The following is a 16,696-nucleotide window of genomic DNA, read 5'->3' on the forward strand; positions in this document are numbered from 1 at the left end:
TTTTGAGAGCCCAAATATCGACTTTTATTTTTTTTAAAGTACTAAATTTTAACATCAAAGGAATAGAAAGCCAGTCTTTGACTGGCTTTTGTTTTATAAGAGATTAAACGAATTATCGTTTGATCATTTTTTTGTTGAATGTAAGTCCCTCCGGTGTAGTTACTTTCAGTAGGTAAGTTCCGATAGCTAATCCTTCGATATTTACTTCATTATTAGCTGTTGATGTTACCATTTGTCTTCCGTTAAGATCAACAATGATAACGCTCTCAATATCCTTGTTGAATCGAATTACTGTTGTTCCCGGATTAGGAGAGAAATAGTAACTATCAGCAAGAGTATTCGGATTGATACTTAAAACAGCTTCTATTACAATAACCTGTTTATTTACCGGACCCCAGACCCCTGTGTTATCTTTGGCTCGTACATTCAAAACGTGTAATCCTAAGGGGTTTACTATGCTTACATCTGTTTTTACAAATTTTTCTACAGTGCTGCTAAAGTCTCCATCAGTAGCAGTAAATGGCAAACCATTGCCTTCTCCGGGATCGGTGTCCCAGAAATATTCAACTTGTGATAAAGTTGGTACTGCGTTAGTACCCAAAATTGCCGGATTCACATAAACCACTTGTTTATTTACAGGTCCCCATTGATTGTTGGAGTCTTTAGATCTAACGTTAAAAACGTGCAGCCCTGTGGTGGCAGGCACAGCAATTGTACTTGATGAAAATGATTCAAGATTGGCATTAAAGCTGCCATCGGTAGCATTAAAAACAATCCCATTACCTTCGCCCGGATCGGTATCCCAGAAATATTCTGTCTTTGATACTACTTGTCCCCAGGAGTTCATACAAACGCACAATAGGATTGGTAGTATATATTTAATTTTATTCATAGTCGTAAATTATAGTTTAGTTTAAAATAAAATTATTTAGTAACAGCAGTTCCGTTGGAACTGAAAGTAGTAGTTCCGTTAAAGATTGTTCTTGGCGTATTCAGGAAAAACACATGTGGTTTGCTGGTTACTCCAGTCCAGTAATTACTCCAGGCATAAGAACCACCTGTTGGTCCCATATCACTTCTTGTTAAATCGATGTCAGCAAAAGTATTATCAGGATTTCCACCATTTATAATAGTTCCCGATGCAACGCCCGTATTAGATGAAAAATTATAAGGGCCTGAAATATTGTTCGTGTTAACATCAACATTTGTTGAAATAAATGAAGTGCCTAACGTGCTCGCTTCATTGATGTTATACTGAACCAGAACATAAGGTGCAGAGGAAAGCGAATTAATTACTCCTGCCGTGCTTCCAAAATCAAAAGCATTGTTCACGATGCTAATGTTGGCTATATCCGCTGCGCTAATAGTTATGCCATATTCATTTACCTTATTCGTATAAAGAAAATTATTGTAAATTTCATTTGTGGTAGCTGCCTTAACTTTAGTTACCGTTAAACTAGGGCCACCCAAACCATCATTGATGAAGTTATTCATTACATGGAATGCATATTTACCAGACCCTAACGTTACTAAATTGTCAACATAGTTTCCAGAGGCAGGATAGGATACCTTATTGGCGATAATGTAAACATCTCCTGTTCCTGCAATAGCAAAAGTATCGTCTACCAATGTAATTCTCTTGGTAGCATTGGCCGTAACAATACCATGTACTATGCTAATCGCAGCACAATCACTACCGGTGATAGTAGCAGTTACACCTGGAGTACCAAGGTTAATGTTTCCGGCAACAAAACAATTTAAAATGTTTACATTTTGTCTTGATCCCGAAACGGCACCGCTCATAGTAATCGACTGGGTGTTGACTATGTAGGCATCCTGAATGGTTACCGTTCTGTTTTCCATGGCTTCGATGGTAATCGTACCATTAATTTCGTATTTATCTCCCTGAATCTCCGTAACAAATGTTAGTGATTTATTGACCAAAACACTTTCCTGATACGGAACGTTTCCTACTTTTGGGCGAATGATAATTCGGTCACCATCATTTGCCGCTGTAATTGCCGCTGTAATTGTTGCATAAGCACCACCTGCACCAGCATCTCTTACGATTAAGTCGGTTGCAGAAGCCATTGAGGTAAATAAACCGGCGATGGCCATAAAGAGTAATTGTTTTTTCATTTTGTTTTTTGTTTCGCTTTTCATCCCCCTACTTTAGGATCAGATTTTAGTTAATAAATTATTTTATTGGTATTAATTTCCTAGATAGTGGTTTTTTTGTTCAACCAGACTCAAATGTTGGGCTGCAAACCTACACTATTAAATCATTTTAACAAATTATTAAAAATATATAGTGCAGAGCAACTTCCTTTTTTTAATATTACACAAACGATTTATTCATTACTAATTTCAAACATTTAACTTTGATTTAAACTCATCGTAAAATAAGGATTGGTCGTTTTTCATCACTAATAAAGAACATACTCCAGACAGAATAACAGGAATGCCAGTTACTATTGAAAGGCTATAGCTTTCAAGTCCTCCAAAGTTTCTGTTAATTCCGGATGAGATACAAGAGATAACAATCAAAACTAGTACAGTAGCCCAAAGTAAATGGGATGTCAATTTTACATTGGGACGAAACAAGAGGACTGCAAAGGACAAGGTGATTACAATAAGTATCAATTCTAAAAATTGCAGCAGCCAATACTCCCATTCGAAAGAAAAAAAACCAACCTCTTTTTCAAACGCTTTTATAGCTACAACCGATGCCGATAAAGCAATCAAGATGACCAAAATTCCTAATACTTTGTATGCCGTTTTCAAGAGTCTCTATTTTTCCATTTTCAACCAGAAGTAATCATTCCAACCTTCTATCAAATGCGTTGGGTCAGTGTTTTTAGCTCGATCTTGTTCTGGACTTTGAACAATCCTATTGTTTTTTACAGAAAAAGTATAGGCTCTAGGTTTTTTCTCTCCTTCAATGGTTAATTCTGCTTTATAGGCTCCATCAGGTAAGCTGGCAAACTTTACTTCTCCTGGTTTGTCAATTAATTTAAACGCACAAGAGTTTTCATTCCATTTGGCTTGTTCTACTTGAGCTGTATTCATACCATTACCATAATGTTGTGCATATAATTTAGTATCCTTAAATAGTTTAACACCCCATTTCACGCTTTTATTTGTATTTCTGTTGTTGGCAGGGTTTGGTTGAAATTCTTCGTGATTTAAGTAAAATCCAAATACTAAATTTCCTGTATCGGCATAATTCATGTAAGCGTAATTATTCCAAGGACCTCTAGTCACATACATTTCGCTAATAGCAGCATAAGGATCGTTATTGGTTAGTTTGGCAATTTCAAAATCAAACGAATAGAACATTTTGTCTCCGGCATAAAAATCCAATCGGTACATTCCTGGACCATTTTTTTTAGCATCGATGTCAGTGTCTCCTACCCATTCTCCGTTACGTTGGTACCGACTGTTTGGCACATTGTATTTTGTCTTTTTGCCATCATCAAAAGTTTGTGTTCCTGAGTATTCAAAATAGTTTAGGTATTGACCATCTTTAAAGACTTTGATTTTTAAGTAATCTTCTTGGTCATGAATAGCATCTACAGTTGTTCCATTCATGGTTTTATTTGGAACAAAAGTGGCGGTATATCCTTCTAAGTGGGTTAATCCTTCTAGACCAACATTTGTGCCGTATAGTAAAGAGCTAAAAGTTATTGCTGGAGTTTGTTTGAAAGTGGTCCAGTCTAATTTGAGTCCAGCAGATCCCGTGCCCGCACCTGTTTTCTTTTTAACGTTTTTTAAAACTTCTTCACCTGTCTTAACGGTCTCAGTAACATTATTCACATCTTTAGCTGCCTTTTTGAGTTTACTGAGTAATTGGGCGCTGGTGTTGCTAAGGGAAAGAAAGAGCAATCCAATAACTAGGGTCTGTTTTTTCATTTGATTCTGATTTTAATTGTTTTGTTTAACATTTTATGAAATACAATGCAATAATAAATCAAAGGAGAATAAGGATTTTGACCAATGAACTAACGTATAGTTTTTAAATATTAACGTATGGTTTCATAGGACGAACGTTTTTGGTCAAATGAGAATTTAAAGGTTTTCGAGCAAAACAAGGAACTCTTCTTTCTTGCGAACTGATAGCGGCACCGATAATTTGTTCTTCATCACTACCTTATTGCCACCATCTGCTTTTACAAAATGGTCAAAATATGCCATGTTAATCAGATGCGATTTGTGGGTTCTGAAAAACTTATGTGGTGTTAAGAGCATTTCGTACTCTTTGAGGTTGGTGGAAACAACAAGTTTAGGTGCATTAATCAGGTTGAAGGTTGTATAGTTTTTATCCGATTCACAGCTGATTATATCCTGTATGTTTACAGAGTAAATGCGGTCTGAGGTTTTCAAAATCAATTTCTGAAGGTTCTTGGGGCGTTCTAAATTGACAAATAGGTTGTTTAGTTTCATGTCAAAAACTTCTTTCGCTAATGAATCTTCAGCTTTTTTTACTGCTTCCCTCAAATCGCTTGCTTGTAATGGTTTTAGCAGATAATCAATAGCCGAAAAGCGAAAAGCTCTAATAGCAAAGTCTTCATATCCAGTGATAAATATAACCTTAAACTGTATTGGTTTCAATCTTTGAAGTAATTCAAAGCCATTGCCGTCGGGCATTTCAATGTCGAGGAAAACAATGTCGGGTACTAATTGTTTGATAAGTTTCACTCCCGACTCTACTGAATCGGCCTGGCCAATAATAGATATAGTTGGGCAGTTCGCTTTGATAATGGCAATGTTTTCTTTTCGAATAGATTCGATATCATCAATGACAATGGCTCGTAACATGGTGTTTAATTTTCGTAAATGTAGGGAATTTCAAAAACAACTTTGGCTCCTATAACCTTAGTTTCATTGTCCAAAATATTATCCGTAACCACAACAAAATCCTGATTTTTTGTATAGTTTACTAGCCGCTCTTTGGTAATCGTCATCGCCAATGATTTGTGATTGGTCGATTTCTGAACAGAATCAAATCCCTTACCGTTATCAGTAACTTCAAAAAACAATTTGGTGTCTTTTAAATAAAAATGAATTGCTACTTTTCCGTTTACCGAAGTATCACTCAATCCGTGCTTTATAGCGTTTTCTATAAAAGGCTGCGTTAGCATAGGCGGTAAAAAAATGGAGTCGCTTTCAATAGCTTCTTCAACTGCTACCCAATAGGTAAACTTGTTGTTGTAAAGCAATTGCTGAATAGCCAAATAGTTTTCAATCATTTCGACTTCTTCGGCTAATGAAATATAATTCTCATTCGAATTTTCCAGAATCTGACGCGTTAGTTTTGAAAATTTATCCAAATAATTTACGGCATCTTGGTCTTGTTTGTTAAAAATAAGCGATCGTATGTTTTGAATAGAATTAAAGATAAAATGCGGATTCATTTGCGTAATCAAGAGCTTTTGCTTGATTTGGTTTTTCTCTAATCCGGCAATAGCCTGTTTTTGTTTGTTATTTCGATAGTAAAAATAGGCTCCTACTAAAATCAACAAAAGTAAGCCTGATAGTCCGATCAACAGGTTGTTTTTAGCGGCGGTTTTCTTTTGGGCATCCAACTTGATAGCCGATAGTTTTTTTCCCTGAATTAGTTTCTGACTTAGTTCTTTTTTCTCAAAGTCGTACATCAATTGTTGCTGAGCCATTTTATTTCTTGATTTCACAAGAGCGTTTTTCTTCTCTGCCTCTAGCTCTATTTCTGCTAATTTCTTTTCTTGGATTATTTTTTGTTGCAACTCCTTTTTTTCAAAATTGTATTTCAGAAGCTGTTGTGCCAATTCGTTTTTTGAGGATTGTATTTGACTCGAATCGGATATTTTCTCGTTGAACTGATATATTTTTATGGCTTTTTCATAATCCTTATTTGCAGTGTAAATGTCGTATAGTAAATTGGCGACATCTTTCTGAAGTGTTACATTTCCTGTTTTTTTGCTCAGTTCAAAAGCCTTATCTGCATAAGGACCTGCTTTGGCGACCTCTCCCTTTTTAAAATATAAAATACCTAGATTAAAGTTAGAAACCGCAATAGCTATATTATCAGGAGGTAAGGTTTTCATACCCAAAACTTCCAGAAATAACTTTTCGGCTTCCTCAAAATTTGAAAGTTTCATTTGTGTATCTCCAGCTCTTGATAAAGCGAGACCTGTTTGGGTATCAGCCCTTATTTTCCTTGTTATTTCTAATGCTTTGTTGCTATACTCAAGCGACTCAGAATATTTTTTAAGTTTACTATAGGCATATGCAATACTCGTGTAGGACGTTGCTTTGAGGTATAAGGTATGTTTGACAGGATTCTCGCTATATGAAATATCGTAATATTTTACAGCCTCCTTGCTGTATTCTATGGCTTTATCCCATTGTTGTTGTTCTCTGTAAACATGTGACATCATCGTTAAGGCATAAGGGACTTGTTCGGCATTACGTTTCTTGTCTTTTTCAAAAAATTTAAGTGAGGCGAAGATGAGTGGTATTGCCTTATCTTCTTGTTTCATCAGCGTGTAAAGCTGGGCTTTGTTGAGATTGGCAACATAATAGTTATCTAAAGATTTGACTGATTTTAATATACCAAGGGCTTTGTCATGATATGCCAATGCTTTTTCATATAGTGTTTTATGAGATAGGTCATTCGCAAGGGCAGAGTAATAAGTGCCGAGCCATTCACCGTATTTTTTATGTAGAGTAGGAGTAGTGCTTTTTTCATAGTTTTTTTCAGCCAAGGCACCCATCATACCGCTCAGATAGAGGTAATTCTTGTCATATTCGTTGTGATAGTTGGCATCCATAACATCTGATATGAGTTGTATTCTTGTAGTGTCGTGGAGTTTTGGATTTCGCAACACGATTTTTAAGGAATCAATAATTTTGTCTTGACCGTAGGATGCAGAAGAGATAAATAAAAAGGCAAGTACAGAGACGAAGCGAATAATTTTAAACATATTTTATTTGGATTGTATACTTGGGGCTAAAATAGGAAATAAAAAAGAATATTTTTTTTGAAGAAATAATTTCAGAGGAAATGTAGACTATAAAAAAGGCACAATTATCGTGTTATTCTTTTAAGCTCACTTTTCGCAGATTGGAATCGTCGATTTGATAAAAATGGTTTTCTATAATATTTACAAATAAAAAAGCCCGATACTTTCGTATCAGGCTTTCTGTTAGCTCCCCCTCTTGGGCTCGAACCAAGGACCCTCTGATTAACAGTCAGATGCTCTAACCAACTGAGCTAAGGAGGAAGATAGTTTATCTTTTAAGCGGTTGCAAATATAGAACGATTTTTATTTTTTACAAACAATTTTTAAAATTTATTTAAAAAAACATTACTTGTGAAAAATCGCTTTGTAAATATCATTGCCATTGGCAAACAGCAATAAAGAAATAAGTAATACAAAGCCAACCATTTGGGCTCTTTCTAAGAACTTATCACTTGGCTTTTTACCACTAATGATTTCGTATAATAAAAACATCACATGACCACCATCTAAAGCCGGAATAGGCAATAAATTCATTACGCCAAGCATAATAGATAACAAAGCAGTGATGCCCCAAAACGCTTCCCAACTCCAAGTCTTAGGAAAAATGTTAAAGATTGCTGCAAAACCACCAACCCCTTTGTAGGCTCCAGTTTTTGGAGAGAATATGGCTTTTAATTGTTTGCCATAACTACTCAATTGGGCAAATCCTTTATCAATTCCAACAGGAATAGATTGGAAGAAAGTAAATTTTTCTTCACTAATTTTATATAAGCCTAATTTAGTGATGTCTTCATATTGTAATCTTGATGCATAGAAGGCTCCAATTTTAGCGCTATCATTTACTTTTAAGGTGGCTGCAATTTCTTTGTTGTCTCTTTTTATAATAACAGGAACCGTTTTTCCTTTTAAGGTATCAACTGCTAATAATACTTCATCGGCAAACTGAACTGGCTTTCCATTAAAACTAGTGATGATGTCTTTTGTTTTAAGTACGTCTTTATTTGGAGAATCTTTAGGGACATCGGCAATAACAAAAGGAATACGCAATTCAACCAAGGAGGCTCTTTTGCCTTGCATCAATTGGTCAATAAAGTTTACTGGGAAATGAACTTTTTCTTCCTTGCCATCACGCAATACAATAATCTCTTTAGACAAAAACAATTTCTCATTCGACTCGTAAAAGCGCTCTACTTTTTCACCATCTATAGAAATTAATTGGTCACCAGTTTTAAGTCCGGCTTTTTCTACTACAGGATTGTTAATCCAGATTCCGTTTTTAACTTCGCTATTGGCAATGTATTGTTCGCCATAAAAGAAAGTCATTCCGATGTAAATCAAGAACGCCAAAATAAAATTAACGGTTACACCACCCAACATGATGATTAAACGTTGCCAAGCGGGTTTAGAACGAAACTCCCAAGGTTGAGGCTCTTGAGCCAATTGCTCGGTATCCATACTTTCGTCTATCATTCCGGATATTTTCACATAACCTCCTAGGGGTAACCAGCCAATACCGTATTCGGTTTCGCCTATTTTCTTTTTTAACAAAGAATATTTGATGTCAAAAAAAAGATAAAATTTTTCTACTCGGGTTTTAAACAATTTGGCAGGAATAAAATGCCCAAGTTCGTGAAGTATGATTAGTATTGATAGGCTCAATAAAAATTGAGATAATTTAATTGCAATTTCCATTTCGTTAAGTATCGATTTCTTTTAAACGCACAAAAGTAAGGTTTCCACCTTACTATCGCACATAATATTTTGTTTAAGATTATTTTTTTATGAATTTTTTATGAAAAACCCCTTCTTCTGTTTGGATGTCGATATAATGAACTCCTATTGACAAGCCAGCCACAGAAAAATCTGAGCTGGTATTTTCCATTACTTTTTGTCCCAGACTGTTATAAACAATTACTTTTTCTAAAGTTGCGGTGCTTGGCATTTGGATATGAACCATATCGGCACTCGGATTTGGATAAATAGCGACGGCTTTGTCTAAATCAAAACTTTGGTTGCCTAAAGTGGCGGTAGAGTTCGAAGCGATGATATGTTTTTGAGGGTCAAATTCTATACTCGAAATAGTAAACGGAACGCTTTTAATAATTTCCTCTCCATCATAAGTATTGTCTAACACTATATCCGCTTGTTGTCCACCAGCACCGTATATTCTAACAGGAACTGGCATTTCAAAATAAGAAACAGAAGGGTCAGATTGTGTTTGATTGATCACAAACTTAGCTTGTCCAGCGCCCCAGTTTTGAGCGGTGATAGTATACGTTGGATACCCTTGATTGTAAATCCAATCATTAAAAAACTCGGTTAAACTTTGTCCGTAAACCGCTTCTAAATGCGATTGTAAATCGGTTGTTAAAGCATATTTGTAGGCTAGATTTGGGTCGGCTAGATAATTTTTCAACCCTTGAAAGAAAGCAGTATCTCCCAACTTGAAACGCAACATTTCAATGACCATGGCTCCTTTATCATAAGTTAATCGGTTGCTAAAAATCCGATTCACATTGGTAGCTTCTGTATCGTTTAAATAAACAGCACCGTTTGGAACAGAAGTAATATAGTTAATCATATTGTCTTTATCGGCTATAAAAGCATCTACACCGTCAAAGTTTTCTATAACTAGGTCCGCTAAATAAGTGGCAAATCCTTCGTTAAGCCAAATGTCTTTCCAAGAACCACAAGTTATTTTGTCGCCAAACCATTGATGTCCCATTTCGTGAGCAATCAATTGTCTATCAAAACCTACCATAAATGAAACCGTAGTGTGTTCCATTCCGCCACCCCAACCAAATTGAGCGTGACCGTATTTTTCATTGTGAAAAGGATATACTTCAAACAAGGACTCATACAACTCTAAAATAAGTGGAGTTTGATCTAATTGTGGTTGAATGCTAGCTAAATCTTCTGGATAAATGTAGTTGATGATAGGATACGTATTTGGAGCTGTTCCTCCCGTTTGACTGTAAACACTATAGTTAGTACAAGCAATGGCCACTAAATAAGCAGGGATTGGATATCCATGATGAAAGTGGGTTGTTTTATTGCCAACAGAAACAACTGGTGCTGTAGTTTCTACTCCATTTGATACACTAATGTACTGCGAAGGAGCCGTAATATACACATCAATGCTATTAATTTTATCATTCAAATCTTGCTTACATGGCCACCAATCTCTGGCGCCAAAGGGTTCAGATAAAGTCCAAATAACAGGGCTGCCATTATGAGTGGTTTGTACAAAAGAATCAAAACCATTACTAGGTGGCACACCAGAATAATTGATTTCAATAGTAGCCGATGTTCCTGCAGTTTGGGTTGTAGGCAAGGTAATAATTAATTCATTGTTGGAGTTTTCAACATAAGTTAAAGCAGTAGTTCCTTTTTTGACAGAACTTACCGATAATGGATTGGCAAAATCAAAGGTTATCGTATTCATGTTGGTTAATGCCGTGTAGGTTGTGGTTACTTTTCCTGTTATGAATTTCACTGTAGGGTTTATAGTAAACTCTAATTTATGATAAGTGATGTCATAATTGGCAGTATTGGGATTTGCTCTAAAGTTCATCACTCCAGAAGCTGATTTCATTTCAGCTTGAGCAATTGCATTTGTTTTGGTTAGATTGTTTTGGGCGAAAACAAAAGATAGTACAAAACAAGCAAGCAAAGCGTAGGTATTTTTCATAGCATTGGATAATTTTTTGCGAATATAATAATTCTTCATTCATGGGTATGCCAAAAAATATATAATTTAACCTTCTATTCGCTTGATTCTAATTTGTTTAAGAATTACCTGCTGATAGGGGGATAGAAGTAAGTTTTTAAGTATAGGAAAGGTTATATCAAACATTTCATTAAATTTGCGTCCTTATATAGAAAATGTCATGTTACAGATAAGTTACATCAGAGAAAATAAAGAAAAAGTGATTACGGCTTTGGCCAAAAGAAACATGGATGTGAAAACACTCGTGGAAGAAGTAATCCAATTAGATGAAAACAGAAGAAGCACTCAATTAGCTTTAGATAATACTTTGGCAGAAGCCAACAAATTATCAGCATCCATTGGGGAGTTAATGAAGAATGGCGAAAAATCGAAAGCGGAAATCCTTAAGATGAAAACGGTTCAGCTTAAAGAATCTAGCAAAGAACTTTCTGAAAAAGCAGAAGCATTGGCTCATGACCTTTTACAAAAAATGTACTTGTTGCCTAATCTTCCTGCTGATATTGTTCCTGTTGGAAAAACGCCTGAAGAAAACTTAAATGTTTTTCAAGAAGGAGACATTCCGGTTTTACATGAAGGAGCGCAACCTCATTGGGAGTTAGTAAAAAAATACGACATCATCGATTTTGAATTAGGAGTAAAAATTACAGGGGCTGGTTTTCCTGTTTACAAAGGAAAGGGAGCCAAATTACAACGTGCTTTGATTTCTTATTTCTTAGATAAAAATACCGATGCAGGCTATCAAGAATTTCAAGTCCCTCATTTGGTAAATGAAGCTTCTGCCTACGGAACAGGACAATTGCCAGATAAAGAAGGGCAAATGTATCACGATGCTGCGGATGATTTGTATTTAATCCCAACCGCTGAGGTTCCGGTGACTAATATTTTTCGAGATGTGATTTTACAAGAAAGTGAATTGCCTATTTTATGCACAGGATATACTCCTTGTTTCCGTCGTGAAGCAGGTTCTTACGGAGCACACGTTCGTGGATTGAATCGTTTACACCAATTTGATAAAGTAGAAATCGTTCGTATTGAACATCCAGATAAATCGTATGAAGCTTTAGATAGCATGGTGGAACATGTAAAAGAGATTATGCGTGAATTGAAATTACCGTTCCGTGTGTTACGTCTTTGTGGTGGCGATATGGGATTTGCTTCGGCATTGACTTATGATTTTGAAGTATTTTCTACCGCTCAAGACAAATGGTTAGAAATATCATCGGTATCTAATTTTGAAACCTTTCAAGCGAATCGTTTAAAATTGCGTTTTAAAGGAAAAGAAGGGAAAACTCAGTTAGCTCATACCTTGAACGGAAGCTCATTAGCCTTGCCAAGAGTTTTGGCCGGAATACTAGAAAACTATCAAACTCCAGAAGGTATTGTAATTCCAGAAGTACTGAGAAAGTATACTGGATTTGATATCATTAACTAAAAAAGTTAATCTTTTATAAACAATGTACTAATTGGGCACAAAAGTGTTATTTTAGTGCATTGTTCTTTTTAACGTTACTCATGAAAAAAATCCTCTACATACTTTTCCTTTTTGGTTGTTTTTGGGCACAAGCTCAAAACGAGCAATTGGCCAATAATTATTTTGACAGAGGAGAGTTTGAAAAGGCCTTAGTGAGTTATGAGGAGTTATTAAAATCTCAAGAAGGGAATTCTAATTATTTCCAAAGAGTTATTGAATGTTATCAGCAATTACAACAATTAGATAAGTCTCAAAAAGCTTTAGAAGATCGATTTAGCAAATACAAACAAAGCAATCTTTTAGTAGAAATAGGGTATAACTATCAGCTACAAAAAAATCAAGACAAGGCCAATAAATTCTACAATCAAGCGATTGATAAAATCAAGAAAAACCCAAATGAAGTGTATGGAATTGCGTATATTTTTGAAAGAAAGTCATTGGTTGATTTTGCTTTGTTAGCTTATAAAACAGCCATTGCGGTAGAACCCAAGATGAATTTCAGCTTTCAAATGGCGATACTCTATGGTCAGCAAGGCAATACCGATTTGATGATTGAAACCTTCTTAGATGAATCTTATAAAAATCCGCAAAACCTTCCTGTAATTCAAAATCAGATATCGCGATTTATGACCGAAGATGTGGATGTCAATTTTAATGAATCTCTAAAAAAAGCACTTTTAATAAGAGCTCAGAAGACACAAGATATTTTTTGGAATGACTTCTTGAGTTGGTTATTTGTTCAACAAAAGGAGTACGGAAAAGCTTTCATTCAACAAAAAGCGATTTACAAAAGAAACCCAGAGTCGTTTGCTAATATTGTTAACTTAGGACAAATGGCCATTGAGGATAACGATCAAAGTTCGGCAGAAGAGATTTTGACTTTTGTTTTAGAGAACACGAAAGATTTGGATTTGTTAATTAAGGCACATTCCTATCTTATCGACATGAAAATTGACCATGCACTAGAAAAAGATTATCCAGCTATTACAGCAGAATTAGATGGTTTGATAAAAGAATTTGGCATAAGTCCTTACACTATTTCACTTTTAAAACTGCAAGCCAATTTTGAAGCCTTTCATTTAAAAAATCCAGAAAAAGCCAAAACCATTTTAAAAAATGCAATGGACATGCCTTTGGATAAGTACGAATTGGCAGAAGTGAAAATGGAATTGGCCGATATTCTTTTATTTGAAGAAAAATTCAATCAAGCTTTAATTTATTATTCTCAAATAGATGAAGACATGAGCGGTGATGTTATTGGTCAGGAGGCGAGTTTAAAAACCGCTAAAACTAGTTATTTCAAAACCGATTTCGAATGGGCATCTCATCAATTAAAAGTATTGAAATCAGCTTCTTCTCAATTGATTGCTAATGATGCTCTCGATTTGTTTTTACTAATTAGCGACAACACAGTCGAGGATTCTTTACAAGTGGCTTTGAAGAAATTTGCGCATGCCGATTTTCTACTGTATCAAAATAAAAAACAAGAGGCCTTATCGCATTTTCAAACTATTTTAAAAGAACATAAAGGAGAAGATATTGAAGCGGTAACCTTATTGCGTATCGGAAAGATTTATGAAAAGATGGGCGATTTTGCAAATGCTTTAGCCAATTACAATACCGTCATTACCAATCATAAAGAAAGCATTTATGTAGATGAAGCGCTTTATTTTTCAGCAGAAATTTACAATACGCAATTAAACGATCCCGAAAAAGCAAAACCGCTTTATGAAGAAATGATTTTCAAACACGAAGACAGTATTTACTATGTAGACTCGAGGAATAAATACCGAAAACTACGTGGTGATACTAATCTTTAAATTTTCAACGCAACAAATAATTCCAAATGATACTTTATAACGTTACCATCAACATCCACGAAAGCGTTCACGACCAATGGATGCAATGGATGCAAGAAAAACATATTAACGATGTGCTTGCCACAGGAAAATTTTCATCGGCCCGAATGGTAAAAGTTTTGGTAGAAGAAGATATGGGAGGAACAACGTATTCCATTCAATATACCACTGACTGCAAAGAAACATTGCAACAATATTACGAAGAAGATGCGCCAAGACTTCGTGAAGAAGGATTGCGATTATTTGGAGATAAAATGCTGGCTTTTAGAACCGAATTGGAGTTGATTTCTGAACATTAATCAAGACTAAATTAGATATTTTAGACTTACTTAGACTTCTTAGAAAGAAATCTAAAAAGTCTAATAATCTAAGAAGTCTAAAAATCTAACAATCTAATGGACGTAAGAGCCAAAAAACACCTAGGGCAACATTTTTTAACCGATGAATCCATTGCCAAAAACATTGCAGACACCTTGAATTTTGAAGGCTATGATACTACTTTGGAGATTGGCCCAGGAATGGGGGTGTTGACCAAATATTTATTGGAAAAACCAACGACTACGTATGTCATCGAAATCGATACGGAATCGGTTGTTTACTTGGAAAATCACTATCCAAAACTCCATGGTAAAATCATCTCTAAAGATTTTTTGAAATACAATATCAATGAAGTTTTTGAGGGAAAACCGTTTGCTATCATTGGCAACTTTCCTTATAATATTTCTTCACAAATCGTTTTTAAATGTTTAGAATTGCGACATCAGGTTCCTGAGTTTTCTGGGATGTTTCAAAAAGAAGTAGCCGAACGAATTTGTGAAAAAAAAGGAAGCAAAGCTTATGGAATTCTTTCGGTTTTGGTTCAGGCTTTTTATGAAGCAGAATATTTATTTACGGTAAGTCCAGATGTTTTTAATCCGCCGCCAAAAGTAAATTCTGGTGTTTTACGTTTACGCCGAAAAGAAAATTTCACCCTACCTTGTAATGAAAAACTTTTCTTTTCAGTGGTAAAAACAGGGTTTCAACAACGCCGTAAGACGTTAAGAAATAGTTTAAAATCATTCAACCTTTCGGATAATTTAAAAGAAGACACTATCTTTGACCTCAGACCAGAGCAACTCTCGGTAGAACAATTCATTGAACTGACTCAAAAAATAGAAGCCAATGCAGTTTAAAATCAGCAAAGAACTCTTAGAGCAAATTGAGCAACTCATTCATCAACAAAATGATCAAGAACTGACCGTTTTATTGAATGACTTGCACCATGCCGATATTGCTGAGATTTTTGATGAATTAGACATTGAAGAAGCAACCTATATTTTTAAAATTCTTGACAGCGAAATCACCGCTGAAATTCTACCCGAATTAGAAGATGATGTTCGTGAAAAAATCCTCCATGGCCTTTCTGCTAAAGAAATTGCCGAAGAGTTAGATGAGTTAGATACCGATGACGCTGCGGATATCATTGCTGAACTTTCACAAAGTAAAAAAGAAGAGGTAATCTCAGAGCTTGAGGATGTTGAGCATGCTAAAGACATTGTCGACTTGTTGCGCTACAGCGAAGATACTGCTGGGGGGTTGATGGGGAAAGAGATGGTAAAAGTCAATGAAAATTGGAATGTCCTTACCTGTGTCAAAGAAATGCGAAGTCAAGCGGAACATGTCACCCGCGTGCATTCTATTTATGTTGTGGATGATGAAAACAGATTGAAAGGGAGATTGTCTCTCAAAGATTTATTGACCACTTCTACTAAAACACCCATCAGCGAGGTCTACATCAAAAAAGTAGATTATGTAAAAGTAGATACCCCAAATACTGAAGTCGCCAGAATCATGCAGAAATACGATTTGGAAGCCATTCCAGTTGTTGATGAAATGGGCAGGTTAGTTGGTCGTGTTACCATCGATGACATCGTTGACGTGATCAAAGAAGAGGCCGATAAAGATTACCAAATGGCGGCCGGTATCACACAAGACGTTGAGGCTGGAGATAGTGTTTTTGAGATGATAAAAGCGCGTTTGCCTTGGCTTTTAATCGGAATGGTAATCGAATTAATAGCTTCGTTAGTTTTAAAAAGCAACGAGACTTCAGTACAACAATATTCAACATTAATTATTTTTGTGCCTTTACTTTCTGCTACAGCGGGTAATATTGGAGTACAAGCATCAGCAATTGTTGTGCAAGGATTAGCTAATGGTTCGCTTAAAGAATTTAGCAAAAACTATTTGACAAAAGAGCTTTCTGTTGCTGTGATTTCAGGAACAATTATATCTTCTTTCTTATTCTTATACCATTCTCTAATGTATGGTCAAGAGTTGGTAGGACTCGCAATTTCTATTTCTATGGTTGTGGTAATTATCTTTGCTGCAGCTCTGGGAACACTAGTGCCCTTAATTCTTCACAAAAACAAAATTGACCCAGCAATAGCCACGGGACCTTTTATTACTACAACTAATGACGTTTTTGGAATTATGATTTATTTCGGAATCGCTAGGTTGATTCTTGGGTTTTAATTCAGAAGCAGAAGATTTTCTTTCTTTAGACTTATGCTCCCGCTATCCGCGCTACACGGTAGCTTGCTCCTATCGGGGCTATTGAGAGCGTTTAAGCTTTCTTTAAAACTAAAAAAAACTTGAT

13 protein-coding genes and 1 tRNA gene are annotated in these 16,696 nt (G+C 35.5%); 5 read left to right on the plus strand and 9 right to left on the minus strand.

Features of this window, described 5'->3' with window-relative positions; genetic code table 11:
* Positions 1 to 112 precede the first annotated feature (112 nt).
* From OLM53_RS10510 to OLM53_RS10550, 9 genes are all read right to left on the minus strand, one after another.
* Positions 113 to 892, minus strand: coding sequence for a T9SS type A sorting domain-containing protein (locus OLM53_RS10510; protein WP_264520191.1), 780 nt, complete (start codon positions 890 to 892; stop codon positions 113 to 115).
* Positions 893 to 924: 32 nt separating this feature from the next.
* Positions 925 to 2,139 (minus strand): hypothetical protein, encoded by a 1,215-nt coding sequence (locus OLM53_RS10515; protein ID WP_264520192.1) that lies wholly within the window; start codon positions 2,137 to 2,139, stop codon positions 925 to 927.
* A gap of 228 nt (positions 2,140 to 2,367) precedes the next feature.
* On the minus strand, positions 2,368 to 2,784 hold the full coding sequence (locus OLM53_RS10520; protein ID WP_264520193.1) for a hypothetical protein: 417 nt from the start codon (positions 2,782 to 2,784) through the stop codon (positions 2,368 to 2,370).
* A 6-nt stretch (positions 2,785 to 2,790) separates the two neighbouring features.
* Entirely contained in the window at positions 2,791 to 3,912 is a 1,122-nt protein-coding gene (locus OLM53_RS10525) for a hypothetical protein (RefSeq protein ID WP_264520194.1), read from the minus strand.
* A gap of 156 nt (positions 3,913 to 4,068) precedes the next feature.
* Positions 4,069 to 4,818: a LytR/AlgR family response regulator transcription factor gene (locus OLM53_RS10530; protein ID WP_264520195.1), complete on the minus strand. Its 750-nt coding sequence runs from the start codon at positions 4,816 to 4,818 to the stop codon at positions 4,069 to 4,071.
* Positions 4,819 to 4,823: 5 nt separating this feature from the next.
* On the minus strand, positions 4,824 to 6,962 hold the full coding sequence (locus OLM53_RS10535; protein ID WP_264520196.1) for a tetratricopeptide repeat protein: 2,139 nt from the start codon (positions 6,960 to 6,962) through the stop codon (positions 4,824 to 4,826).
* Between the two features lie 226 nt (positions 6,963 to 7,188).
* Positions 7,189 to 7,262, minus strand: a tRNA-Asn gene (locus OLM53_RS10540).
* An 84-nt stretch (positions 7,263 to 7,346) separates the two neighbouring features.
* Complete coding sequence (rseP, locus tag OLM53_RS10545) at positions 7,347 to 8,693, minus strand: RIP metalloprotease RseP (protein ID WP_264520197.1); 1,347 nt, start codon at positions 8,691 to 8,693, stop codon at positions 7,347 to 7,349.
* Between the two features lie 79 nt (positions 8,694 to 8,772).
* Positions 8,773 to 10,692 carry a M1 family aminopeptidase gene (locus tag OLM53_RS10550; protein WP_264520198.1) on the minus strand — a complete coding sequence of 640 codons (1,920 nt, stop codon included), beginning with the start codon at positions 10,690 to 10,692 and terminating at the stop codon, positions 8,773 to 8,775.
* A 199-nt stretch (positions 10,693 to 10,891) separates the two neighbouring features.
* Here OLM53_RS10550 and serS point away from each other — a divergent pair, with 199 nt between their 5' ends.
* The 5 genes from serS (at position 10,892) to mgtE (ending at position 16,572) form a co-directional block, all read left to right on the plus strand.
* Entirely contained in the window at positions 10,892 to 12,163 is a 1,272-nt protein-coding gene (gene serS / locus OLM53_RS10555; RefSeq protein ID WP_264520199.1) for a serine--tRNA ligase, read from the plus strand.
* An 80-nt stretch (positions 12,164 to 12,243) separates the two neighbouring features.
* Positions 12,244 to 14,022: a tetratricopeptide repeat protein gene (locus OLM53_RS10560; RefSeq protein WP_264520200.1), complete on the plus strand. Its 1,779-nt coding sequence runs from the start codon at positions 12,244 to 12,246 to the stop codon at positions 14,020 to 14,022.
* A 26-nt stretch (positions 14,023 to 14,048) separates the two neighbouring features.
* Entirely contained in the window at positions 14,049 to 14,360 is a 312-nt protein-coding gene (locus tag OLM53_RS10565) for a DUF4286 family protein (RefSeq protein WP_264520201.1), read from the plus strand.
* Between the two features lie 96 nt (positions 14,361 to 14,456).
* Positions 14,457 to 15,233 carry a 16S rRNA (adenine(1518)-N(6)/adenine(1519)-N(6))-dimethyltransferase RsmA gene (gene rsmA / locus OLM53_RS10570; protein WP_264520202.1) on the plus strand — a complete coding sequence of 259 codons (777 nt, stop codon included), beginning with the start codon at positions 14,457 to 14,459 and terminating at the stop codon, positions 15,231 to 15,233.
* Positions 15,223 to 16,572: a magnesium transporter gene (mgtE, locus tag OLM53_RS10575; RefSeq protein ID WP_264520203.1), complete on the plus strand. Its 1,350-nt coding sequence runs from the start codon at positions 15,223 to 15,225 to the stop codon at positions 16,570 to 16,572. The genes rsmA and mgtE overlap by 11 nt, the downstream gene beginning before the upstream one ends.
* The last annotated feature ends 124 nt before the right edge of the window (positions 16,573 to 16,696 follow it).

Source organism: Flavobacterium sp. N1994, assembly GCF_025947145.1.
Lineage (GTDB): Bacteria > Bacteroidota > Bacteroidia > Flavobacteriales > Flavobacteriaceae > Flavobacterium.

What these genes read in the sequence shown, in the direction of transcription:
- OLM53_RS10510 (WP_264520191.1), bottom strand. Translation starts at nt 892, where the DNA reads ATGAATAAAATTAAATATATACTACCAATCCTATTGTGCGTTTGTATG.
- OLM53_RS10515 (WP_264520192.1), bottom strand. Translation starts at nt 2,139, where the DNA reads ATGAAAAAACAATTACTCTTTATGGCCATCGCCGGTTTATTTACCTCA.
- OLM53_RS10525 (WP_264520194.1), bottom strand. Translation starts at nt 3,912, where the DNA reads ATGAAAAAACAGACCCTAGTTATTGGATTGCTCTTTCTTTCCCTTAGC.
- OLM53_RS10530 (WP_264520195.1), bottom strand. Translation starts at nt 4,818, where the DNA reads ATGTTACGAGCCATTGTCATTGATGATATCGAATCTATTCGAAAAGAA.
- OLM53_RS10535 (WP_264520196.1), bottom strand. Translation starts at nt 6,962, where the DNA reads ATGTTTAAAATTATTCGCTTCGTCTCTGTACTTGCCTTTTTATTTATC.
- rseP (WP_264520197.1), bottom strand. Translation starts at nt 8,693, where the DNA reads ATGGAAATTGCAATTAAATTATCTCAATTTTTATTGAGCCTATCAATA.
- OLM53_RS10550 (WP_264520198.1), bottom strand. Translation starts at nt 10,692, where the DNA reads ATGAAAAATACCTACGCTTTGCTTGCTTGTTTTGTACTATCTTTTGTT.
- serS (WP_264520199.1), top strand. Translation starts at nt 10,892, where the DNA reads ATGTTACAGATAAGTTACATCAGAGAAAATAAAGAAAAAGTGATTACG.
- OLM53_RS10560 (WP_264520200.1), top strand. Translation starts at nt 12,244, where the DNA reads ATGAAAAAAATCCTCTACATACTTTTCCTTTTTGGTTGTTTTTGGGCA.
- OLM53_RS10565 (WP_264520201.1), top strand. Translation starts at nt 14,049, where the DNA reads ATGATACTTTATAACGTTACCATCAACATCCACGAAAGCGTTCACGAC.
- rsmA (WP_264520202.1), top strand. Translation starts at nt 14,457, where the DNA reads ATGGACGTAAGAGCCAAAAAACACCTAGGGCAACATTTTTTAACCGAT.
- mgtE (WP_264520203.1), top strand. Translation starts at nt 15,223, where the DNA reads ATGCAGTTTAAAATCAGCAAAGAACTCTTAGAGCAAATTGAGCAACTC.